We start from the raw sequence: 23,513 nt of genomic DNA, 5'->3' as shown, positions 1-23,513 counted from the left end.
TAGTAGGTGATGGAAGCGACTACGACCTAGCCATTCGAAGCCAAACGGACAATGGCATCGCGACTGCCTGCCTGCTCACGAAGTACAAACTTTTGGATTTTCCCGGTTGCGGTTTTCGGCAACACCGTAAAGACCACCCTGCGCGGACATTTGAATCGAGCCAGACGTGCTTGGCAGAACTCCATTATTTCTGCTTCGGTGGGAGGCTCGACGCCCGTTTTCAGCTCGACAAACGCGCACGGTACTTCACCCCATTTGTCATCCGGCTGAGCGACTACCGCGGCATACAGAACAGACGGGTGACAGTGGATCGCCTCCTCGATCTCTACAGACGAAATATTTTCCCCACCGGAGATAATCACGTCTTTGCACCGGTCGGTAATCTGGACGTAGCCGTCAGGGTGCACGACGGCGACATCACCCGTATGAAACCAACCGCCTTCGAATGCTTTTCGGGTTGCAATGTCATTCTTCAGATAACCCATCATTACGGTGTTGCCCCTGAGCAGCAGCTCACCCGTTGTCTGGCCATCTTTTGCGACTGGCCGCATCGTATCGGCGTCAGCCACCATCAAACCTTCGAAGGCGGCTGCACGAGCCCCTTGGCGTACTCGCAAAGCGCCTTGCTCACCGGGCGTTAAATCGTCCCAACCGTCTTGCCAGACGCAGCTGATCGGCGTACCGGACACTTCGGTAATTCCGTACACGTGGTCCACGTCGAAGCCTCGTGAAACAACTGCGTTGAGTATGCTGGCCGGAGGTGGAGAACCAGCAGTCAACACTCGAACCGGCGTCTTGAGCGCGGGGCGGTCTTCGGCGTTGGCAATCATGGCCATGACAATCGGCGCCGCACAGAAGTGATCGACACCGTGGTTATCGATCGCATCGAACACCGTCTCTGCGCACACTTTTCTCAGGCAGACGTGCGTGCCGGCCACAGCCGTGATCGCCCAGGTAAAACACCATCCGTTGGCGTGGAACATCGGCAATGTCCACAGGTAACGAGGCGCCCGCGTGAGCGGCCAGTTGGTCATCTGCAGCAGACTCATGAGGTAGGTGCCACGATGGCTCGCGACGACGCCCTTTGGATCACCGGTTGTACCGGAGGTGTAGTTGAGTGCTATCGGCTGCCACTCATCATCCGGCCAGACGCCTTCGAAATCAGGGCTGCCGCTGCGGATGAAGGTTTCGTAGTCAATGTCTGCGACACTCGCGCAAAGTGGCGCCAGGTGATCATTGATATCAATCACCATCGGGGGATGTTCGAGGAGTGCCAATGCAGCCTTCGCAAGCGCAGCAAACTCTCGATCCACCAGCAGCAACTTGCATTCGCCATGACGCAGAATGAATGCCACACCTTCGGCATCGAGGCGGTAGTTGACCGCATTGAGTACCGCGCCGCTGAGGGGGACCCCGAAATGCGCTTCGAGCATGGCAGGAGTATTAGGAGACAGAATTGAAACGGTGTCCCCTGCTCCCAGGCCTTTTTCGCAAAGTGCCGAGGCAAGTCGATAGCAGCGTTCGCGGGTTTCACGCCAGGTTCGTTGCAGTTCGCCATGCACCACCGCTACCCGATCCGGGTGCACAAGGGCTGCCCGATCCAGAAAACCAAGTGGCGTCAGGGGCAGATAGTTGGCCTTGCAGCGATCAAGCCCACTTTCATAAGCACCAGGGGTCATGATGTTGTTTCCTTATTATTGTGATGAAAAGTGCAGAACGCGCTCACCGGCTCCCGATCAGTGACCAAGGTGTTCTCGATGCTGCTCTCGTCGGCGTATCCAAGGCTCATTCCGCAAACCAGCATTTGATCCGAGGGAATCGCAAGGGCTTGCGAAATGACCTGGTGATATTTCAAAAAAGCGGCTTGTGGGCAGGTGTGCAGATGCCTTCCACGCGCAGCGACCATCACGGCCTGTAGAAACATGCCGTAGTCAAGAAGGCTGCCTTCCTTCAACACCCGATCCATGGTGAAGATCAGGCCGACTGGGGCGTCGAAGAACTGGTAATTGCGGCCGTGTTGCGCATGCATCCGCTGCTTGTCTCCCTTTTCAATGCCCAGCAGCCCATAGAGCTCCCACCCGACCTGCCTTCTCCGATCCACGTAGGGTGAAGTCCACTCGCGTGGGTAATAGTCATAGGCATCTTCAAGGTCGTTGCTCTGTGATGGATCGTTGTCAATTTCCGCGATGGCGCATGAAAGACGAGCCTTTGCTTCTCCAGTGACGACATGCACGCGCCAAGGCTGCATGTTCACCCCCGTAGCGCAGAACCGAGCGACATCAAGGATCGCCTCAATGTCTTCGCGCGGTACAGGAGTGGGCAAGAAAGCCCGAATACTGCGGCGCGAAGCGATCGCCCAATCAACCGTTTGAGCAAGCGGTTCAGGCGGTATGGGCGGTTTGGATAAGCGATTCATTTTCATGCATTCAATTCCACGGATTCAGCTACAGACGGGGACATCCATCAGTTCGACAGGGCCGGGGATTTTCTGACTTGGGTAGAGTCGGCGCGTGACTGATTGATCAGGGTTACGGCGACAGCGCCAATGAGGCCAGCCAGGCTGATGGCCATGAAGTTTTTCTCGAGCGCAAGGTTCAACGACACCAGCCAGCCAATCAGGACAGGGGCGACGATTGCGCCTATTCGTCCCACACCAGACGCGAAACCCACGCCGGTTGAACGAATCGATGACGGGTAGAAATCGCCGGCGTACGCATACGCCAGCAATTGAGTTCCCAGGGTCGATGCGCCGACGATGAACACCACTGGAAACAGCAACGACGTTGAACGCGTATAACCCAAAACGGTGAGTGCAATCGCACCGACGATATAGAAGCAGACCAATACGTGCTTGATGTTCAGCTTGTCGCTCAACCACCCTCCGCCTATTGCACCGGCGATGGCTCCCAAGTTGAAAACAATCACAAAATTCAACGCAGAACCCAGGCTGAATCCAGCCATCGCCATCAGCTTGGTTAGCCAGGAGTTAAGGGCGTAGACCATGAACAGGCCCGTCATGAACGCGGCCCAGATCATTAAAGTGCTGAAGCCCCGCCCCTCCCTGAATAAGTTACGAACCGGTGCTTGCTGCTTATCCAGGACCGTGGCGTTCCCAGTCATCAGCGTGTTTTCGTCGATAACGAGAGCAGGGTCCAGTTTACGAGCGATCGCTCGCAGTTCGTCCTGACGTCCGGTCTTGAGCAGGTAGCCGATGGATTCAGGCATGGTCTTCAGGATCAGGGGAATAAGCACCACGGGCAGCAACGCCACATAAAACACCCATTGCCATCCATGACTCTCGATCAGTTGCTTACCCGTCAGCGCGACCAGGATTCCGCCCACGGAGTACCCCGCGAAAACCAGGGTGACCAGCCGAGTACGCAGTTTGAGTGGAGAAAATTCACCCATCTGAGCGGTGCAGATAGGCAGTACGCCGCCGATGCCAAGGCCGGCGATGAAGCGGGCTACGCTGAAGCTGATCGGGTCACTGGTGAGGCCTGCCGCCGCCGTGAAAATACTGAACAAGGCCACGCAGATGGCGATCATCCTGGGACGCCCGATACGATCGGCTAGCGTGCCAAGAAAAATGGCCCCCAGCATCGTTCCGAAGAGCGCAGAGCCCGCCATGACGCCGGCGCTGGTTGGATCGACGTTCATGTCCTTCATGATCGCCGGAAGGGCTGCACCGACGACCGCAAGGTCATAACCATCGATGATCAGAATGAGCACACACCAAAACAGGATGAGCCCATGGAAGCGGTTGAACTTTGATTCAACCGCGAGTGTATAGACGTTTACCGGCTGCATATCGCGTCTCCTTCGATCTTGTTTTTGTTTGTGAGGTGCGAAGAGTTACTGGCTCGCTTGACAGGCGATGCCAGGGCTACCTGCAGCGCATCGTAGGAGTTGCCTTTGCGGCGGCCTATGCCCGACGGCATCGTTGTACGTGACCGTTTTGGACACTCGTGACTTACCCGCCGGGCCCGGGATGACCCTGGTTTGTTGAGGTTTTGGTGGATGAAACGAGTTGCAGATCACAGGAGGTAATCTGGCGGGGACGCAGTGCTTTTGTATAAGCGCAAGAAACGCTTTTAAATCTCGCCCGATTCGTCAGCATTGGAGCGGCGGTAAGCGCCGGGACTCACGCCCGTCCACTTTTTGAATGCACGATGAAAGGCACTGCTTTCCTGGAAACCCGTGAGGGCAGCCACTTCAGTCACGGTCATATTCGGCTGGCACAACAGATTGATCGCCATGTCACGGCGCAGATTGTCTTTCAAACGCTGATAACTGACCCCCTCGGCCTGCAGTCTTCGCTGGAGCGTCGAATAAGACATGCACAGCGTGCTTGCCATCTTGTCCAGCTCTGGCCATTGCTCCGGATCGAGGCCTCTCAATCTGAGGCGGATCTGGGCGCTGATGCTGTCCTCGTTACGATATTTCACCAGCAGACTGGCAGGCGACTCCTTCAAGAACGCCGATAGACTGGCTTTGTTTTGCGCGACTTTGAGGCTTAGAAAACTGCGCTCGAAACGAATCATCGTCACTGGCGCACCAAACTGAATGTCTTCACAGAAGCGCATCCGATAGTCGCTATCGTCGAGTGGTCGATTCGGCCTGAAGCAGAGCTCTTTAATGGGAATGCGTCTGTTACCCAACCAGCAGAGCAGTCCATGGACAAGGATCAGCCATGTTCCATAACTAAAGAGACGACGTTCAATGGCGTTGTCATGGATAACGATAACGGCGAAGTCGCCATCAAAACTCAGCTCACCGTGAATATCGTCCAGTACGAGACGCAAAAATTTCAGAATCCGTCGCAACGCTTGCTCTAACGACTCGCAGTCAATCGACGACTGGCACATCAATCGGAAGCTGCCCCGTCGCATGGGATGGCTATCGATTGCGAAAAACTCATCGTCGAGCAGATCCGAGAGCGCGACCCACAGCCGAGAAAATGCTGCAGCCGAAACCCTGGCTTGGGGGGAAGTGAGGAGTACAGGGTCGATACGTGCTTGCTGCAGTGCAAGGGAGGTGTCCAGCTGGCGACGCAACGCGCCCTCCAGGGCCTCATGCACCAATCCGATTGAAGTCGTTCCTTTATCCTGGATGAGCACGCCCTTTCCCCTCTGCCGGTGGTTGCCTGCTGACTTGATGCTGACTTTTGAATCTCTTCGGCAGTCCCGCCTTGGGCAACCTGACGAGCCTGAACGCTTTCTACGTTCCGACTTCTCGACATGACCTGTCAACCCGAAGGTTTTGTTATCAACAAGCGCATGGGCCCTCTTCCCAGGCTTTGATGGCGGGTCTTGATAGTTGTCCAAAACATTCAACCACGCCGAGGCTTTTGGACATTGTCCAGGCCGTCGCCCACCGACACTATCGGCCGGCAACCTTCGGTTACGTTGAGTCTGACGCTACAGAATCCAGGAGTTACCGTGACAGAGAAAGAGCTGTACTGGGAAGACTTCACGCCAGGTAGCCTCTGGACGGCCAAGCAATCTGCGCCTATTACAACGCAGGCGATCATTGCCTTTGCCGCAGAGTACGATCCTCTCGATATTCACATAGATCCTGACCTTGCCCGTTCGAGTCCGCTTGGCGTGCACTGTGCCAGTGCAGTGCAAACCTTCGGTATTTCGCAGCGGCTGATGTGCGACGCCTTGCTGCTTCAAACCAATGTCGTGGCGGGTGGCAAGATCGATGGTTTCAGGATGGTTGCTCCGGTGGTGCCCGGAGACACGCTCAAGCTATCCGTTCAAGTCGTTCGATCATTCATTCATGCGTCAAATCATCAACGGGGCTGGGTCGTGTTTAAGGTCGATGTCACCACCCATTCCGGAAAAACAGTGCTTGTTTATGAGGTGGCCGTATTGATATTGCGAAGGGGCGACCGACCTTATTGCAGAAGGCATCGATTGTTCCGTGCGGCTCGGTGATCTGGATGATTCGAGCCTGGTTGCCAAACGTATCGGCGAGGTTGCTTTGGTGACCTGCGCGGCTCCCGCCTACGTAAAGAAACATGGTTTACCAGCCACGCTGGATGATCTGCAGGCGCACCTGGCTGTCAACTTCATGGTTGAACAGCGCCGCCAGATCATGCCCTGGCGGTTCAGGGGCAACGGTAAAATTATCAGTGTGAAGATGCGCAGCGGCATCGTCGTCGACAACGCAGAGGCATTGCTTTACTGCGCATTGGCGGGGATTGGGATGGTGCAGGGGCTGCGCCCGGCGCTGCAGCGATACATCGATAGCGGGCGTCTGGTGGAAGTTCTGCCGGATGTTCCAGTCGAGCCGAAAACCGTTTCCGTGTTGTTTCCGGATCGCCGTCATCTATCACCCAATGTGCGGGTATTTGTCGAATGGGTGAGTGCGTTGTTCCAAGAGAAGAGGCATTAGCGCGGCCTCATTGGTGTTGGCCTGATTAACAGTCCCACCTTCCTCTGCCCGCCCCCAAGGCGAATGACTCGCGGCTCGGACCGAACATTTTCAGGTGCCACAACCGGACGAACATCAGGCGATTTTTTCCGGTGAGCATCGTTGGATTTCGCGCGTAGTCAACCGCTGGCGCGTAACGATGAAAATCGAACGCCCTTGCTTTTCGTCCCGCACATTGATGGCCAAGTTGACGGTACCCGCGTATAGCGGGCACCGCTTCCCATAGGGAACAAAGGCTTACACGCCTGCTTACCAGCTGTAACTCACTTTGGCGGTAATCTCGCGACCCGGGTTGTAGAAGTTCGCTGTGCCGGAACCGACCACGTGCTGCTCATCCAGCAGGTTGCTGACGTTCACCGCAAGGTCGGTGCCCTTGGCGATCTCGTAGTTGAACGCGGCGTCGAACAGCGTGGCGCCATCGCTTTTGCCGGAGTTGGCTGCATCGAAGTAATAAGAGCCGACGTAGCGCGCGCCCAAGCCAACGCTGACATCAGTGCCGGGCACGTCGTAATAACTCCAGAGCGAAGCGGAATGCTTGGGTGCCGTGGTGAACTCATTACCCTTCAGGGAGCTGCCGTCGTACAACGAACCGCGCAGTACCTCGGACTCCATATAGGAGTAGCCACCAATCAGGCTGAGGTTCTGCGTCACCTGCGCCTTGGCCTCCAGGTCGAGGCCACGCGCCCGCGATTCGCCCACCGTCTGTTGCTCGATGATGCCGCTCGGCAGCACCACGGCGATGGTGACGTTTTCCTGGGTCAAGTCATAAACGGCCGCGGAGAACAGTGCGTCCATCCCCATCGGCGCATACTTCACGCCCACTTCGTACTGCCTGCCGGTCTGCGGTGTTACGCCAACCTGAGGCGGCGAGACGGACTCCACCATGCTCACATAGGTGGACACCTCATCGTTGACGATATAGGTCAACGCACCTCGGTAGGAGGTTTCGGAGAAGTTGTCTTTTTCGGACGATTGCAAGCCTTTGCTGGTAAGGTCCATCGAATCGTTGCGCATACCGGCGGTGACGATGAAACGCTGGTAGAACGATAGGTTCTGCTGAAGAAATACGGCCTTGGTGGTCGCGTCTCGCTTGTTGACCGCATACGGGGTGATAGAGCGTGAAACGCCAGTAAACACGGGATTTGCAACGTCAATCGGGGTCGTCAGGGCGTAGACCGAGCTTTCCTTGGTAGTCGAATCGAGGTATTCCACGCCCACCAGGCTGCTGCTGTCGATGTTCTCGAAGCGGGCATCGTATTGCAGCATCAGGTTGCCGTTGAACTGGTCGGCCTCACTGTCCGTTCCAAACAAGTACCGGTCAACGGTAGTACCGACACGCGCGGCGCTGTCGCTGATGTAAACGTAGCCAAAATCATCGGTCAATTTGCTGTAACGCAGATTGCTGCGCAATACGAAGCCGTTGTCGAAGTCATGGGTGACGTTACCGCTGAGGCTGGTGCGCTCGACATCGTGAAAGTTGTAGCTCGGCTCACCATAAAACTTGCTGCGGTCGTATTCCTTGTCCAGCGGATAGCCGCCACTGTTGGGCGAACTTTCGGTTTTCAGATAGTCCAGAATCACGGTGGCTGACGTGTAATCCGTGGGCGCCCAGGTGAGGCCACCCATCAGCAACTGGTTGTCGTCCTGTGAGTGATCGTACTCGCGGTCGCTGTTTTGGCCTTTGGCAGTAAAGCGGCCAGCCAAGGTTTTCTCGTCGTTCAGCGCATCCCCCACATCGATGCCTGTCTCGACATGGTCAAACGAACCGTAGGTCACATAGCCTTGGCCAAACTGCTCAAAGCGCGGCTGTTTGGTCACGAAATTCACCGAACCGCCCGGGTCCGCTGGGCCAAACAGCGTGGAGTTGGCGCCACGCAAAATCTCTATGCGTTCGTAAGCGAATGGATCTTCGCGTACGCCGCGCATCGAACTCAGGGTCAAGCCGTCACGGTAGGTGGTGGCCTGGAAGCCCCGGATCTGGAAATAGTCGTTGCGGTCATCCGTACCATAGAAGTCACTGACCACACCGGGGGTGTATTGCAGCGCCTCTTCCGTGGTGCTGACGCTGCGTTGTTCCATTTCCTTGTTGGTAACAACCGACACCGATGCCGGTGTATTGAGAATGCTGGTTGCCACCTTGCCGCCCACCCAGAGTTCCTTGGCGACAACCGAGTTGGCGTCGTCGTCGGCACTGACCCTGACCTTGGCATTGATGATGAGGGGCGCAAGGCGATAGTCCTCGACGGACGTTGTGTCGAGTTCCAGCGGGCCGGCGGGCGTAGGCTGAGGGAACAGTAGATAGGCATTCGGGCCTTGCTGTTGGATTTGCAATTCGCTTCCCTGTAGCAAGGATGACAGCGCTGCCGACGTATCGAGCGTGCCATTCACGCCAGCAGTGGTACGGTTCGCTACACTCGACGCGTCGAAGGAAAGGCTGATGCCAGCCTCGCGCGCAAAGCGGTCAAGCGCCGGCGCCAGCGGGCCGGCAGCGATGTTCCACTGCCTGACCTGATTGCTGTGGTCAGCGCTCGGCGTTTGCGCCAGCGATGGCAAGGCGTAGCTGCTTACGATCAGCCCCAAAATCGCACCGTGCAAGGCACGACTTAATGGATGGCGCTGGGAAACAGGGGACGAACTCATATTCTCGCTCCAAGAAAGGACATCGGCAGACAGGCCTGTATTCCGGCCTTTCTAAGAGGTCGAACGAGAATGAGAATACACCTCATTATTTTTTCAGGTGGCACAAAGTTCTGATGGGCTTAGGTGGCAGCGGTCACGGTCACCCAATAACGGGTCCGATAATCAACGTGCAAATGCAGTGACTGCGCGATCAATGCCAGGACCTGATCGTTGTCGGCGAGTTGGAAGGTGCCGGAAACGCGACGATCCGCGACCTCGTCGGCGCAGCGCAGTACCCCGGGGCGATAGCGCGACAACTCCACGATGAAATCATCGAGGCGCATATTGCGCGCACTGATCACCCCGTCACCCCAGCTCCATAGATCAAGGCCGTTGCCTTTGAACATTCGGGCCCCACTTGATGTGAACAGCAGCTGATTTCCTGCCTGAACACTGCGGCTGGCAGGCGTTTGACTGGAGCCGGGGAAAACCGTGACTGATCCTTCCTGAGCCGCGACCAGCGTGCCATCGTCGAACTCGCGTGCCAGAAAGCGGGAACTCTGAGCGCGCATGATCCCGTCACGTGATTGCACCCAGAACGGTCGCGCTCGAGGCGAGTGTTGATCCGCGCCGACATTCACGATGATTTCACCACGTCGCAGGATTATCAGACGTCGCTGGGCGTCGAAATCGCTGTCGACGGCGCTATCGCTATTGAGCTGGATTAGGCTGCCATCATCGAGTTGGAAGCGCCGTTGCTCGCCGGTACTGCTGCGCTGCTGCGCAAGCATGGCGGGTACGGGTGTGTAGTCCCGGCCGAGCCAGGCTGCAGTGCCAACAGTCGCCAATATGCCCAGGAGTTTCAGGCTTTCCCGCCGCCGCATTCCATGATTGGTCCCATTAAGGGTTTGCCGGGCCAGTTGAGCTGGCACGCCTGCGAATTCATCCCCAAGCGCTTCCACGCGCTGCCACGCCAACACGTGCTCCGGGCACTGCTGCAGCCAGTGCTCAAATGTGCGCTGTGTTTGCTCATCTGGCTGATCGAAGCGCAGGCGCACCTGCCAGTAGATCGCCTGGTCGACAACGGCCGGATCCAGCGTCTGGGACTCACGCCTCGACATAACGCAAGCGATAACAGTGTTGCAGGGCGGTGGCCAGATCGCGTTCCACCGTCGCACGGGAAACACCCAACTTTTCGGCTATTTGCGCGCAGGTCAAGCCGTCGAGCCGGGCAAATAAAAACGCCTGGCGAACTCTCGGTTTAAGCATATCGAGCATGCGATCTATCCGCTCGAGCGTATCGAGAATCAGCAGTCGGCTTTCTTCCGAGGGAACCTCGTGTTGAGGCAGTAATGCGACGCTCTCCAGGTAGGCACGTTCGAGTTCGCGACGGCGATACTGATCAATCATCAACCCGCGGGCGATACTGCTCAAATAGGCGCGTGGTTCACGCAAGGGGCTGGGCTGACGGGATTTGAGCAGGCGTACGAAGGTGTCCTGCGCCAAATCTGCTGCGTTATCGCGACATCCAATGCGTCGGATTAGCCAGCCGTGCAACCACGAGTGGTGGGTTCGATAGAGCAGCCCTAGATCTGCAGTACCTAGTGGTTCATCGCTGCGCATCGGAATCCCGGCAAATACATGATTGATAATTAATCGCATTCTACTCATGCGGTAGGCCTGAGGCAAATACGTGGTGCTTAGTGTCTGCTTTGGGCGAACGCTATCATTCTGTAGAGGCTGCGAAGGAACGCCAGGCACGCAGATGATCATCAGGACGGTGCCCAGTCAACAAGCAAGTGGCGATCTATAGGTTGTGGTGTGACTGGCCCCATAAATGTTATGTTATTACATCTTTATGGGAGAGTTCATTTTGAAACATCACGTTCCGCTGCTGACAGGATTCACCCTCGGGCTACTTGGACAACCTATTTCAGCCGCACAACCTCTGACGCTGAACGCGTTGACTATCACCGGATCCACCGTGGAGGAGCGTGCCGATGGTCCAGTGCAAGGTTATCGAGCAACGCGTTCGAGCACAGCTACTCGCACCGATTCAGACATTCGCGATACCCCGCAAAGCATCGATGTAATACCCGCCCAGGTGATCAAGGACCTCAACACCACGCGAATCGACCGCGCCCTGGATTTCGCAGGCGGTGTCTCACGACAGAACAACTTTGGCGGACTAACTTTTCTCAACTACAGCGTCCGTGGTTTTACCACCGGCGAACTCTATAAGAACGGCTTTGCCATCAACCGTGGCAGCTACAGCGCGCCGGACACTTCCAATATCGAACGTATCGAAGTGCTCAAAGGCCCGGCTGCAAGTCTCTACGGTCGAGGCGATCCCGGCGGCCTGGTCAATATCGTGACCAAGCGTCCGCAGGCTGAGGCGTTCAGCAACCTGAACATCAGCGCCGGCACCTGGGACCGTTACCGCAGCAGCCTCGACGTCAACTCGCCACTCGACAGCGAGGGCAACCTGCTGGCACGAGTAAACATGGCCATCGAAGACAATGGCAGTTTTCGCGATCACGTTGACAGTCAACGACGGATCATCAGCCCGTCGTTGAGCTGGCAGATTTCACCAGACACCCGCCTGATGTTCGACACCGAGTTCTCCCGTACCGAATCGGTGTTCGACCGCGGCATTCCGGCAGTCAATGGTGAGCTTGGCTCGGTCAAGCGGTCGACCTTCATGGGTGAGCCCAACGATGGCCAGATACGCAACGACAACCAGACCATTGATCTGGCGCTGGAACATTATTTGAACGACAACTGGAAGGTTCGCCTGGCCAATCACTACACGCAGGGCACGCTCAATGGCGCGAGCTCGGAACCTCAAGCATTGGTCGGCACCACCATCACGCGTTTCTATCGCGAGCGTGACTTTGAATGGAACGACAACATCACCCAGGCCGAGCTACATGGCAACTTCGAACTGGCCGGCTGGCAGCATCAGACGCTGGCGGGACTGGAGTATGAAAACTACCGCAACAGCCAGAAGTACCCCCAGAGCGCCACGCTTGCAAGCTATGGCTTGGATATCTACAACCCCGTTTATGGTCAGCCCAAGCCGGCCCTGACCCGCGCCAACGATTTCCACGAGCACACCGAGAGCTACGCGCTCAATTTGCAGGACCAGATCGCCTTTACCGATCGTCTGCGCGGATTGATCGGCGTGCGCCTGGAGCGCATCGAGCAGACTTCGCTGAATCGCACGACAGCTGTCAGCAACAGCCAGGAAAAAGACGTCGCCACTCCACGCGTTGGGCTGCTTTACCAATTGGCACCACAGGTCGGCGTATTCGCCAACGCGTCCACGTCTTTCAAGCCCAATACCATCGGCACGCAAGGCCAGGTCTATAAACCGGAAAAAGGCCTGGGTTATGAAACCGGTTTAAAACTGGACCTGTTCGACAGCCGTATTGGCGCGACCATCGCTCTGTTTCACATCGACAAGGAAAACGTCGTGACAACCGACGCGCTCGGTGAAAGTGTCGCAGCCGGTGAGGCTCGCAGCCAGGGCCTGGATCTGCAGTTCAGCGGCCAGATCACCGATGCCCTGCGTGTTATCGGTGCTTATGCCTACATCGACGCCGAGGTGACCAAAGGCGACTCCGCGCTACCCAAAGGCAGCGACCTGTTAGGCATCGCCCGCAACAGCGGTAGCCTGATGGGTGTTTATGAGTTTCAGGACGGCGCCTTGCGTGGATCGGACATGGGCGCAGCCTTCAACTATGTCGGCGAACGCTCAGGCCAGGCTGGCAGTAGCTTCAAACTGCCGTCGTATAGCACTGTCGATCTGCTCGCGCACTACAAAGCCAGCGAAGACGTTACGCTCGGGCTGAACCTGAACAATCTGTTCGATCGCAAGTACTACGAACGATCCTATAACAGTGCCTGGGTCCTGCCCGGAGAGCCGCGTAACCTCAGTGTGAGTCTGAGCCTCGACCTCTGACAGTGATCGCCAAGGTCGCAATGCATTCACCGCTCGAGCGCCAGGAATCGATTTTCAGGAGCGCCTGCTGAGAGGCCTCCTCGACACCTTCGGCAACCAGGGTCAACCGAAGGCTATGAGCCATGGAGATAATCGCCTTGACCAGTTCCGCGCTGTCGCGGTTGTGTTCGATGTCGTTGATAAACGAGCGGTGGATCTTGAGCGTTTCGATGGGCAAGCGACTCAAGTAGCTGAGGGCCGAATAGCCGGTGCCAAAACATCAACCAGCTTCAGTTCCACCGTGAATTCTTCCGTCGGATGTTCCACCGATAGCTGTGGATCAGCGCAGACGGGTACCGTTGCCAAAGGAAAGCGGCTGGGCTAATGAGGTAGCTGTCCATATGCCTACACAGAACGTGAGGCCTCTGCAGGGCTACGGTGTCCGTCTCCGCTCAATCATCGGCATCAGAGGCAAAGGAAAGCGGCTGAATCAGGTGCGAGCCCTGATTGCGAACATTTCCGACATCCTTACCAACCTTGTACCAATGAAAGTCTGTTGCTGGTCGACAATGCTCCATCGCTAATTCGCGCGCTCGGTCAGGTGGCGTGTCGGGATCAATCCATTCACGAGCATGCTCAGGCGCCATGCGTCCGCACATGCTGTCACCCGTCGAATAGTGCTGCTTATGACATTGACCGCAAACGATGCAAATCGTTAACTGTATATACGTACAGTTAATCCCTTTAAGGCTTGCATCATGAGCATCACCATCCTGGGCCTGTTGGCTACCGGCGGCGAGAAGCTGCCTCTTTATTCATTCAAGGTGCCTGCAGGCTTCCCTTCGCCCGCTGCTGACCACATCGAAAAGCACATTTCCCTGGATGAGCTCTTCGATGTACGAGCTCCCCACGTCTATCTCGTGAGGATCGATGGCGACAGCATGCAGGGCGCGGGGATCTATTCGGGGGATATGGTGGTGGTTGATCGAAGCATAGATCCGATCAGTGGGGACATCGTTATAGCTGCGCTTAACTCCGAGCCACTGCTCAAGCGTCTGCATTTGCGCGACAACGCCGTAATACTTCTGTCGGAAAATCCCAAGTATCCGGCAAGGCACGTGATGGAAGGCGACGAACTCATGATTTGGGGTGTAGTGAAATACAGCGTCCGCGATCATGACAACACGTGAACCTGTCTTCGCCCTGATTGACTGCAACTCGTTTTACGCCAGCTGCGAGCGCGTCTTCAGACCGGACCTCGCGAAGACACCTATAGTGGTGCTGTCCAACAACGACGGCTGTGTAATTGCGCGTAGCTACGACGCAAAACCTTTCGTAAGGATGGGCCAGCCGTACTTCCAAATCAAAGATCATCTACGTCGGCATGGGGTTGTGGCGTTCAGCAGTAATTACGCTCTGTACGGCGACATGAGCGAGCGTGTCATGACGATCATTGAATCGTTAGTACCGACGCTTGAGGTCTACAGCATTGATGAGGCGTTCGCCGACCTCACCGGTATCCCAGGTGACTTATCTGCGTTTGGCCGGCACATGCGTTCTACCCTTCTCAAACGCACTGGCATTCCTGTCGGGGTTGGAATCGCGCACACCAAGACGCTGGCCAAGCTTGCCAACCATACCGCCAAGCGGCTGCTGGATATCACGGGCGGCGTAGTGGATCTCTGTGATCCCTTCAAACGGGATTGGACGCTGCGCAACACTGATGTCGGCGAGGTCTGGGGCATCGGCAGGCGCATGAAGGCGCATCTGGAAACAATGGGGATCCAGACCGCGATGGATTTGGCCAAAGCCGACCCGTGGATGCTTCGTCAAAAATTCAGCGTGGTGATCGAGAAAACCGCTCGCGAACTTGCCGGCACCCCATGTTTGGAGTTGAGTGAGGCTGATCCACCCAAGCAGGAGATTTGTTGTAGCAGGATGTTCGGCACGCGGCTCACCGAGATTGAGCCAATCAAGGAAGCTATCGCTACCTACACACAACGCGCGGCGGAAAAGCTCCGAGCTCAAAGCTCACTGTGCAAGAAAATCCGCGTGAGCATTAGAACCGGCATGTTCAACCCTCAGGAAGCGAAGTATGCGAACGGGGCGTTGGTCGAATTACCTTACCCGACCAACGACGTGCGGCTCATGACCAAGGCCGCAACCGAAGCGGTAAACCGTCTATTCCGGCCCGGCTTCAAGTACAGCAAAGCAGAAGTTTTGCTGATGGATCTGCGCCAGCCTGGCGAATTCACTGATGATCTGTTCGCTCATTCTCAACCCGTCATGGCTGATAAGGTGATGAGTGTTTTGGATGAAATCAATGGTCGATGGGGAAAGGGGGTTATTCGGATAGCGAGTGTGCCTGCAGCGCCTGGTTGGGCAATGCGTCGAGAGCTGATGAGTCAGAGCTATACGACGAACTTTGATCAGTTGTGGACGGTGAAAGCCCGCTAGCGAGGACGCGTTCGGCATCTGCAGCTTAAAAAATGCGCCTTCTATGCCGACTACTTACGGCCAGAGTGTGTAAAAACACAACTACGCTCAAAAGCCCTGTATCGAATTTTTCGTTGTACGTTGAAGCCGCGGACGGCTTTGAACTGAATGATGACCGTCCCCTGCCTCAACATTCGCAAAGGAATGCAGATGATCGATGTTCCCGCCGTTTTGACAGTCTTTTTGGTTTACCTGGCCGGTGTCGTTATTTCAGGGCCAAATTTCGTTGCAGTAGTCCACAAAGCGGTAGTTGCTACGCGGTCAGGAGTTTTGGCCTTGGCAGTCATTCATCCAAGGGGTCGTTACGAACATTGGCAATCCTAAATCCATGGTCACCCACGTTTCACCCAGCACGTTTTTGTCGATGCTGGCAGTCGTAGTGGTGGTTTCGATGACTGGTATTCTTCGATGCCGTGGTAGCTGCGTTGGAGTAAATCCGCGCCCCGGATGACGTTAGTCTTCGCGGCGCGGAACGACGACAACTGCGGGAGCAACGAAGATCGACCTTACGCGGCATCGGAGTAAAATTGACTCAACGTAACGGCTCGCCCTTTTTGTGTCGTAGGTGCGTGCAAACCCCATCACCCGTTCAGGAAGTTTGGCTCGCATGATCCCCGTTGCACTGCCCTCCGCCGAACTACTGCTTTACCTTGCCTTTTTCGTCGCCGCGACGCTTTTCTGGTTCGGGTGGACGATAAGGCTGGGGGTTCGATATATCAAAGGTCGCTGGCGCCGCCCTCTCCTCCTGCCTTACATGCTTGTCACCGCGTGTGCGCTTTTTACCCTGTGGCAGTCCGCGGCTTTTTATGTGCAGATGCGCAGCTATGAACGGGATAGAGAGGCAAGTTATCGCCCGGAACTAGTAGAGCCGATGCGCCTTGGCCAGATCGACATGCCCAAAGGCACAAAACTCGAATTAGCCGTTGCGGATCATCGGGAATCCTTCAAACGAGCCGTATTTCCAAGCCCTGTGCGTATGCTCGATATGGATGCCGTCGAAGTAGCCCGCTACATCGCGATTCAAACCAACGAAAAATACGAAACGGTGGGCTTCACGCCAGAGAACATGCGGCTAACCGGCCACGGCACGACGATGCAGATCGGCTGGCGGTGCAATGCGCTGCAACCGGTGGAGTTTGAGCTCAAGCCAGATGGCGGCGTATCGAGGTTCAGCACCTGTACGCTTGCTGATGGCAATGTAGTCGATGGCATCACCTTGCCCGAAGGCACCTCGCTCCGGGCTTCGACCGGCAATGTCTATGCCGATGGGTTTGTAGACTCTGACCGGTGGGTTCTCGATATGCCGGAAGGCGTACCCGTGCGTATCGATAATTTCGAGCTTGCGGATGCCAGTATTGCGCTCGACGCAGAGCGAAGGCTCTATGAAGTCAGAAGTGCGGTGCTTTCGAGCGTTGCCACACTCGCAGGGCGCCGTTATGCGGCGGCAAGCGCTATCCGCTTCAATCCGCTCCATATCCGGGAAGACTATGCGGGTGCCTGGTTGATAACCCCACCGCCGGGCGCCGACGGCTCACAGCCGGTAGCGCCTAAGACCATCGTGCAGCGCAGAGACGGAAAGGTGTTGGCCACACTTACTGACTAAACGCGCGATCGTTTGAGTGAATGGTTGGCCCAGCATGTGCCGGTCACCTTGCCGGGGGTGCCGAAAGGCAGAGCCGACAGCAACAGGTGCAAACCACTTGGTCCTTCTTCACTGCGAGGGCTGGTTGGCCCTGAGCAGGTGCGCCAGTTTTCCCGCAGCGCTTTTTACCTGGGCGCGGGTGAGCGCGGCAAAGCCCAAGACAAACGCTGGTCCTGGTTGAAGGTTGTGACAAGAATGGCGAAGCGGTTGCAGCTGCAGCCCGACCTGTTTCGCTGCTTCGACTAGCTGGTTTTCGTTCTGGTCTGCAGTCAGCCAGAGAATCAAATGAAACCCCGCGTGTTCACCGCTAAGGGAAACCGGGGACAGACCACGATTTTGGCTCACCTGTAATCGGACTGTCTCATATCGTGGTCTGTCCCCGTTTCCTCTCGTTAATCTGTAACCCGCGGGCAAGGGTTAAACACCTCGGTTACGTCGAGTGTTGTATGCCACGGGACGGCAGTGCCTGACACCATTCCGCCTACGGTTTGCTGTCGACCCGACTTGCGCACATATCCGCCATCCGTCCCAGTGAAGACGTGCTGCCCTGGCTTCGTCAGATAATCAAAGAAACTGACTTTCACAGGCACATTCATTTGCCCACCCGGCGTAATGACGGCGAGCATGATCGCTCGGTCTTTGGTGAATACAACGAACGGTTCGACTCCAGGGCGGCCACCAACCGTCTTCACGCACTGCACTTGTTCTGGGAGGATGCGTGCGGTTTCAGTGTAGGTGTGGTTGTTGTAGCGGCTGAGGATCAGGCCTTTGTTGGTCAACACTCCCAGGCCTTGAGTGGCTCTGCAGCTGCCTTCGCTTCCATATGGGAACAAGCACCAGTTCGTTTCCGACACGGCTTGAATATCCGATGGTGCAATTTTCAGATCGCGCTGGATTTGGGCTTTTGATTCCGGCGTGTCGTAAGGGATCATCACGCATCCACCGACTGTCACTGCTGCGATAAGGCCTATGGCCGCAGCTACGTTTTGAACTGACGATTTGAAGGTGTTCATCGTTCGCTCCCCTTGCTGTATTACCACCACTGGAAGGCTGTGGCGATTTTGGTAGCGAACCTTACGGCATGGGCGGCTACCAGTCATCCTCGTGCTTATAGCTGCATCGGTAGATGACTTGACTGGACGCTTACATTACGGTGGCGAAATCGTGGATCAATATTCAGGAAATGCCGAACCTCGCCTTCTGTTCAGATATTGGTGCCAGGCAGATCCAGATCAGGTCTTTTCGCATATCAAGGCCGGAAAAGAGCCACCATCACGTTTTTAGGATTGGCGGTGGACATTTCTTTCGATCAATGCGGTTCAGAGACTGCTATGGGTCGAATGCTGCCTGTGGTGAAGTGCAGCAATCGGCTGATATCGGATGTCCAATTTTGCGGATGATCAGACTGATCATTCTACAGAAAGGCGTCACGTAGATCTTTAATCACACCGCCTACCGTGAGATCTGGAATTTTTGGTGGGGTAGGATTTTCCCCAAACTCTCTCCATATGAACAAGGTCAGCTCTGCGCCGTCAGTTGAAGAGGGGCCATGTTCAGCGTAGGAGAAATTTTCAAGGACCCGATAACGAGCATCACTCCAGAACATGTCTTCGACCCAGTGGTAGACCGGTATGAAATGGAAGTGAATTGGTAAACCTGGTTCATGACCGAAGCGACCGATATATAGCCGCTTGGGCCGGAGTCGCTGCTCAATTATATTTTGAGTATTGGCGAGCAACCCTCCCAACTCTGTAAGCGCATCTGATGACAGGTCAGTCAACGACGTGGTCTGCATTTTTGTTCCCAGCATCAAGTAGCCGGGAAGCGTGCTCACGAGGTGATGGTTGATAATCCAATGATCGGTTTGATGAATAATAAAATGCGGCGCAATTTCCATATGCAGTATGTCCTGATGAACTGACGTAGCAGAATAGCAACGTCATTTCGCTATGTCCGCTCCTGGCCGAAAGCTGCCTGTCGCCATGAATACCAAAACTTCTCAGGCACAAAAAAGCCACTCATTTCTGAGTGGCTTTTTTGTGAATCTTGGAGCGGGAAACGAGACTCGTATCTAGCGTCCGACTCATTGAAATTTAATGGGTTTCTTTTCTTGCCCGGGCAGGAAAAGACTTAATTCTGGACTTGTTTTTGAGGAGTATCAAGGACCAAGAAAGCGGGATTTCGGGCTGTGCCATTTCCTTCGACCCATAGCTAACCAAACTGGAATCGTCCTGGCGACTGGAAAATTACTCACTGCTTCTTGGATACCAGATGGGTCGTCGAGCTGCTCACGCTGTAGCGCCTCCCGATGAGCTCAATGACCCCTTGTCTTGGAACTGCTTCAATCAAAGCCGCACACCATCAGTTGGCGTTGCCATCTCACGCCTGGGCGACCGCTCAAAGGGCTTCTTTCGGCCAAAAACGGTCATTCGAACGTTGACTGACATGAAATATTCGATCTTCGAATAAATGTCATGCATTGGCCGCCACTTCTGCCGCAAAACACTCAGACGTACCTTTAGTTGCGAGTGACGCACGGTGACGTCAATCCCGTTTAATAACCTACCTGCGAAAATACTATGACGATTAAAATCCACGGCGACTTGGGCTCGGGCAGTCTTCGTCGTGTCACGACTGCGGCAAAGCTCATGGGTATCGAGATCGAGCGAATCAATGTCGACCTCTTCAAAGGCGAAAGCCATACACCTGAGTTTCTGAAGCTCAACCCGCATGGTCTGACTCCAGTTCTTCAGGAGGGCGAAACGATCCTCTGGGAGTCTTCGGCAATTAATATCTACCTCGCTGAAAAGGCCAACTCCCCCCTGCTTGGGAAAACGGCGAAAGAGCGCTCGGAAGTCTTGCAGTGGATGTTTTGGTCAGGCGAGCAGTGGCGTGTCTTCTTCGTGCTGCTCTTTGATGAGCGTGTAGGTGCCCGAGCGATGGGCAAACCCCAGAACACTGCTGTGATCGATCTTGCCTTGAGCAAGATTCGCGCGGCGGCTTGGGTTCTTGATACGCACCTCGCAAATCGGCAGTTCATTGTCGGCGATGAACTCACCTTGGCTGACATCGATATCGCCGCGCCGTTCTCCCAGATCAACCGATCCAAGCCGCCACTTGAGGAGTTCCCTAACCTTTATGCATGGCAACAGCGCCTTCTGGATACGGTACCGGCGTGGGCGGAAACCAAGGGGGAGCTAGACGGCCGAATGGATGCATTCTTCAGCGCCGTTGGCCTTACGTTTTGATTTGAATCTGGAGGCGGGAGGGGATCAGTCCTCTCTCGCATCCCTTACCGGCTAATGAAACGTTCCTGCGTATATGCAGGACTTCGCTAGCGTATATGGTTGTGATCGAAGAACGTTTTAAGGACATAGAGTGCCTGCGGGAGTAACACCTTCAACTCACGCCGTATCGCGTAGCTGCAAGTTGATCTTCGACGAAGGCAATGAAAGCGCGGGCGTTGGAGCTCGCGTGGCGAGCCCCGTTTGGCAGCACCATCCACAAATCGAGGCTCTGCATAGTCCAGTCGCTAACTACTTCAACAACCTGTCCGCTCTCCAGCTCATCCTGAACGATCCATTCACTTGCCACTGCCAAGCCCATACCGGCCAGTACCGCAGCCCTCAGCCCCTCCAGCGCACTAACGCGCATCCTGGGCTGGAGCACCACCTCAATCGAAAGGTCATCCTTGGAAAATGCAATATGTTCGCCTCCTTCGCCCCGAGACAAGACGATGGCTGCATGCGTCTCGAGGTCGCTCGGCTTTTTAGGCCTGCCATGCTTTTCCAGATAGCTGGGAGACGCAATGACGACACGACGACATTGGCCTATTCTGCGCGCTGTCAGGTTAGAACTGGCCAACTTACCCATACGTAGTGCGACCTCTGCTCCCTCTTCCACAAGGCCAATGTTTCCATCATCCAGGAGCATGTCGATGGTCAGGTCAGGGTGTCGCTCCAAAAATATGGGCAGTCTTGGGATAATGTGCTGGCTCATGAACGTGATGGTGCCGCTTACCCGCAACCTACCGGTCAACGGCGCGTTCTCACCTTTGACCGCTCTTACGGCCCGGTCGGCCTCATCCAACGTACGGATCGAATGCTCATAGAATTTCTGTCCCGCATCGGTCGGCGTCAGGCCGCGTGTCGAGCGCAGAAAAAGCTGTGTCCCCAGCGCTTGCTCGAGCTGCGCAACTGCCTTGGATACCGAGGGCTGGCTCAGGCTCAAGTCTTTAGAAGCAGCGCTGAAAGACTGCGTTTCGTAGACTCGCACGAACGATCGCATCACATGAATCAAGTCCATCGGCTATTCGAGTTCTGCATATATGGGAAAGGTAGCGCTAGGATACGCCTATTGAGGGAAACAATTGCAGACGCGTACTCGACAACCCAGCAGATCCGCTATCAGGCAATTGCGGCGGAGATTGCTGGGGCTGCATAGCCGCTATCGAGGCGGAAATGGGATGCGCAGAGTCGCTCGCCTACGTACGCAAAGAATATGAGGCAGGACTTCGGCCTGGCTGGATTGATCCATTCACGCCCTGATTTGGAAGCTGCGTTACGACCGCTTCGGGTCGGAATCTGCCGGTCGCGAGTGACTGCTTTCGACCCAAAGTGGACATTGCCTGTAGCTGAAGTTGACCGACCATGAATCCGTATTGCAGCATGGAACTGACGTGTGGCAGCGCGGCCACTCTGTAAGCGCTATCGCACCTAGCCGGAAGAAGCTCATGATCATGGCCATACCGAAGATCGAACTTAAGGAACTGTCGGTGAAAGCGGAAGCAGACGGTTTAACGCTGAGTGATCTTGTCCCCATTTGCGAAAGGTTCGCCGTTGCACCGCATGATGTGCTGAACGAGCTATCCGTCGCGGTTGCGGAAGGCTATCTACAAGGATCTCTGCTCTATGATTTTTGCAACGGCGTAATGAACGGGATCATAAATGCTGTGGTTGAAGTAGGTATGACTAACGACATGCCTCAGCCCGCTTTCTCGCTTTACCAGGCATTCGATCAAGGTGAATGGTTCCGCAGTAACGACCCACCGGAAACTGATCCCAGTGAGAAATACACGAAGCCGGTGGTCGAGGAAATAATGCGTACCCTTAGAGACTAGCTTTCACAGATCGAGAGGTTTTCGCTTTTCGGCTGGAAGGTAGTGGATCGAACGATGCTTTTGGTCGATTGCTGTCTATTGGGACGGGCAACAACCCAAAGCGGATATTGGCAAGTGGTGAGTGTTGGCCGGCAATGGCTCGGTTCCTAGTGGAAACACATTTAGCGCATCCAAGCACGAAGAGCTTCGAACTCGGTTGGGTTCGGATGGCGTAGTCGGGCGGCTAACGATTCCTCTTCTTCTTGAGAGATGAAGGCTTTGACAATTTTCGAGATGCCTTGAGGGCCAGCCTGGTAATTCATAGCGACACACTGTCGACTAAACAAGGTCTCAAGAAGCGCGTAGTCTGCGGGTAGTAAAGCCGTTTCGATCAATGCCACTTCACTTTTCAGTGCGATATTGAAGTCCATTCGAGGCGGTAGCCAAGATAAGTCCGTAGCGACGCGTACGTATTCCCTTGTCACGAACGATGAGATATCTGCATGGGCAAGTGGAGATGGCTGAGCAAAATGAAGTACCTGAGCAATCCCCGAAGTCCCGTTTTCCAATCGAACCAGGCAGTAAGGCTCACCGCCGCCTGTAGCCGCAAAGGGAAGAAAGGTTCGACCTTGCTGGTCATCAGGGTTAAGCCACTCATTGATTTCTCGTTCTGCTTCTTCGGCATCGAGCCAGTGAAAATCTACAAGGCTACTCAGTGCAGCCTTTGAAGGGGGGGTATGCGCTATTCGCATGAGTGCTGCGAGGCGTTCTGGAAATTCAATGTCAATTCTGTGTGCAAGATCTTGAAAGGCTTCGACGACTGCAACAGCTTGTCCATAATTCAAAATAGGAGAATCTCCATATCTGATAGCACCGCAATCGAAGTCTGGATTTTAAAGCAACGCCCTCGATTTCCAGGCTTGACCTGCTGTTCATGTGAACCGCTATTGTCGGGCGCTCGCAGGATCCTACAAAGCTACAGCTAGAGGCGCAAGCACCCTAAATCCACTGACCGCTTCTGGCCGAAAGCTGCCTGTCGCCATGAATACCAAAACTTCTCAGGCACAAAAAAGCCACTCATTTCTGAGTGGCTTTTTTGTGAATCTTGGAGCGGGAAACGAGACTCGCACCTGGCTTCCGACCCTTTGAAATCTAAGGGGTTTCTTTTCTTGCCGGAGCAGGAAAAGACTTGATTCTGGACTTGTTTCACAGCGTATCAAGAGGCAATTGGAGCGGTTCCAAACCAAGCGATTGAGCTTCTTTCGTAGCCAGCCGGA

The 23,513-nt window shown here is 55.3% G+C and carries 20 protein-coding genes and 1 pseudogene; 9 read left to right on the top strand and 12 right to left on the bottom strand.

Annotation, left to right across the window (positions count from 1 at the left end; all coding sequences use genetic code 11):
- Positions 1-26: 26 nt before the first annotated feature.
- The 4 genes from J3P76_RS10890 to J3P76_RS10875 form a co-directional block, all read right to left on the bottom strand.
- On the bottom strand, positions 27-1,679 hold the full coding sequence (locus tag J3P76_RS10890; protein ID WP_434701911.1) for an AMP-binding protein: 1,653 nt from the start codon (positions 1,677-1,679) through the stop codon (positions 27-29).
- Positions 1,676-2,422: a nitroreductase gene (locus J3P76_RS10885; RefSeq protein ID WP_434647958.1), complete on the bottom strand. Its 747-nt coding sequence runs from the start codon at positions 2,420-2,422 to the stop codon at positions 1,676-1,678. Before J3P76_RS10885 ends, J3P76_RS10890 begins: the two co-directional genes overlap by 4 nt.
- A gap of 41 nt (positions 2,423-2,463) precedes the next feature.
- Positions 2,464-3,807, bottom strand: a complete 1,344-nt coding sequence (locus J3P76_RS10880; protein WP_420763607.1) for an MFS transporter — start codon at positions 3,805-3,807, stop codon at positions 2,464-2,466.
- Between the two features lie 284 nt (positions 3,808-4,091).
- On the bottom strand, positions 4,092-5,117 hold the full coding sequence (locus J3P76_RS10875) for an AraC family transcriptional regulator (RefSeq protein ID WP_434701910.1): 1,026 nt from the start codon (positions 5,115-5,117) through the stop codon (positions 4,092-4,094).
- Positions 5,118-5,438: 321 nt separating this feature from the next.
- Here J3P76_RS10875 and J3P76_RS10870 point away from each other — a divergent pair, with 321 nt between their 5' ends.
- On the top strand, positions 5,439-5,939 hold the full coding sequence (locus tag J3P76_RS10870; protein WP_434559341.1) for a MaoC/PaaZ C-terminal domain-containing protein: 501 nt from the start codon (positions 5,439-5,441) through the stop codon (positions 5,937-5,939).
- On the top strand, positions 5,926-6,399 hold the full coding sequence (locus J3P76_RS10865) for a LysR substrate-binding domain-containing protein (protein WP_434701909.1): 474 nt from the start codon (positions 5,926-5,928) through the stop codon (positions 6,397-6,399). Before J3P76_RS10870 ends, J3P76_RS10865 begins: the two co-directional genes overlap by 14 nt.
- Before the next feature lie 288 nt (positions 6,400-6,687).
- Here J3P76_RS10865 and J3P76_RS10860 read toward each other — a convergent pair whose 3' ends face one another.
- The 3 genes from J3P76_RS10860 to J3P76_RS10850 form a co-directional block, all read right to left on the bottom strand.
- The gene (locus tag J3P76_RS10860; protein ID WP_434701908.1) at positions 6,688-9,078 is read right to left on the bottom strand and encodes a TonB-dependent siderophore receptor; all 2,391 of its coding nucleotides are present in this window, start codon (positions 9,076-9,078) and stop codon (positions 6,688-6,690) included.
- A 119-nt stretch (positions 9,079-9,197) separates the two neighbouring features.
- Positions 9,198-10,178 (bottom strand): FecR domain-containing protein, encoded by a 981-nt coding sequence (locus J3P76_RS10855; protein ID WP_434606218.1) that lies wholly within the window; start codon positions 10,176-10,178, stop codon positions 9,198-9,200.
- Positions 10,165-10,680, bottom strand: a complete 516-nt coding sequence (locus tag J3P76_RS10850) for a sigma-70 family RNA polymerase sigma factor (protein WP_434564115.1) — start codon at positions 10,678-10,680, stop codon at positions 10,165-10,167. Before J3P76_RS10850 ends, J3P76_RS10855 begins: the two co-directional genes overlap by 14 nt.
- A gap of 235 nt (positions 10,681-10,915) precedes the next feature.
- Between J3P76_RS10850 and J3P76_RS10845 the strand changes: the two genes are divergently transcribed.
- Positions 10,916-13,021, top strand: coding sequence for a TonB-dependent siderophore receptor (locus J3P76_RS10845; protein WP_434701907.1), 2,106 nt, complete (start codon positions 10,916-10,918; stop codon positions 13,019-13,021).
- On the opposite strand, the gene J3P76_RS10840 is transcribed toward J3P76_RS10845, so the two are convergent.
- Positions 12,993-13,238 (bottom strand): EAL domain-containing protein, encoded by a 246-nt coding sequence (locus J3P76_RS10840; RefSeq protein ID WP_434559351.1) that lies wholly within the window; start codon positions 13,236-13,238, stop codon positions 12,993-12,995. The genes J3P76_RS10845 and J3P76_RS10840 overlap by 29 nt on opposite strands.
- Before the next feature lie 520 nt (positions 13,239-13,758).
- Here J3P76_RS10840 and J3P76_RS10835 point away from each other — a divergent pair.
- The 4 genes and pseudogenes from J3P76_RS10835 (at position 13,759) to J3P76_RS10820 (ending at position 17,099) form a co-directional block, all read left to right on the top strand.
- Entirely contained in the window at positions 13,759-14,190 is a 432-nt protein-coding gene (locus J3P76_RS10835; RefSeq protein WP_420763597.1) for a LexA family protein, read from the top strand.
- Positions 14,177-15,457 (top strand): translesion error-prone DNA polymerase V subunit UmuC, encoded by a 1,281-nt coding sequence (gene umuC, locus J3P76_RS10830; protein WP_434606225.1) that lies wholly within the window; start codon positions 14,177-14,179, stop codon positions 15,455-15,457. The genes J3P76_RS10835 and umuC overlap by 14 nt, the downstream gene beginning before the upstream one ends.
- Before the next feature lie 189 nt (positions 15,458-15,646).
- Positions 15,647-15,890 (top strand): annotated as a pseudogene (locus J3P76_RS10825) (LysE family translocator); the annotation flags it as partial.
- A 213-nt stretch (positions 15,891-16,103) separates the two neighbouring features.
- On the top strand, positions 16,104-17,099 hold the full coding sequence (locus J3P76_RS10820) for a hypothetical protein (RefSeq protein ID WP_434606227.1): 996 nt from the start codon (positions 16,104-16,106) through the stop codon (positions 17,097-17,099).
- A 431-nt stretch (positions 17,100-17,530) separates the two neighbouring features.
- Here the strand turns inward: J3P76_RS10820 and J3P76_RS10815 are convergent, their stop codons facing one another.
- Both J3P76_RS10815 and J3P76_RS10810 read right to left on the bottom strand, forming a co-directional pair.
- Complete coding sequence (locus tag J3P76_RS10815; protein ID WP_434606229.1) at positions 17,531-18,151, bottom strand: hypothetical protein; 621 nt, start codon at positions 18,149-18,151, stop codon at positions 17,531-17,533.
- Positions 18,152-18,552: 401 nt separating this feature from the next.
- Positions 18,553-19,035, bottom strand: coding sequence for an HIT family protein (locus tag J3P76_RS10810; RefSeq protein WP_434606231.1), 483 nt, complete (start codon positions 19,033-19,035; stop codon positions 18,553-18,555).
- A 682-nt stretch (positions 19,036-19,717) separates the two neighbouring features.
- Between J3P76_RS10810 and J3P76_RS10805 the strand changes: the two genes are divergently transcribed.
- Positions 19,718-20,386 (top strand): glutathione S-transferase family protein, encoded by a 669-nt coding sequence (locus J3P76_RS10805; protein WP_434701906.1) that lies wholly within the window; start codon positions 19,718-19,720, stop codon positions 20,384-20,386.
- A 151-nt stretch (positions 20,387-20,537) separates the two neighbouring features.
- On the opposite strand, the gene J3P76_RS10800 is transcribed toward J3P76_RS10805, so the two are convergent.
- A complete protein-coding gene (locus tag J3P76_RS10800; protein ID WP_434701905.1) occupies positions 20,538-21,443 on the bottom strand; it encodes a LysR family transcriptional regulator in 906 nt (301 codons plus the stop codon).
- 427 nt (positions 21,444-21,870) lie between these two features.
- Between J3P76_RS10800 and J3P76_RS10795 the strand changes: the two genes are divergently transcribed.
- Positions 21,871-22,257: a hypothetical protein gene (locus J3P76_RS10795; RefSeq protein ID WP_411387293.1), complete on the top strand. Its 387-nt coding sequence runs from the start codon at positions 21,871-21,873 to the stop codon at positions 22,255-22,257.
- Between the two features lie 161 nt (positions 22,258-22,418).
- Here J3P76_RS10795 and J3P76_RS10790 read toward each other — a convergent pair whose 3' ends face one another.
- Positions 22,419-23,081 (bottom strand): hypothetical protein, encoded by a 663-nt coding sequence (locus tag J3P76_RS10790; protein WP_411387294.1) that lies wholly within the window; start codon positions 23,079-23,081, stop codon positions 22,419-22,421.
- Positions 23,082-23,513 lie beyond the last annotated feature (432 nt).

It is taken from the genome of Pseudomonas sp. D1-36 (assembly GCF_051132205.1).
Classification (GTDB): domain Bacteria; phylum Pseudomonadota; class Gammaproteobacteria; order Pseudomonadales; family Pseudomonadaceae; genus Aquipseudomonas.
The sequence above is the reverse complement of the archived record's forward strand: the minus strand, read 5'-3'. Positions and strand labels throughout refer to the sequence as shown.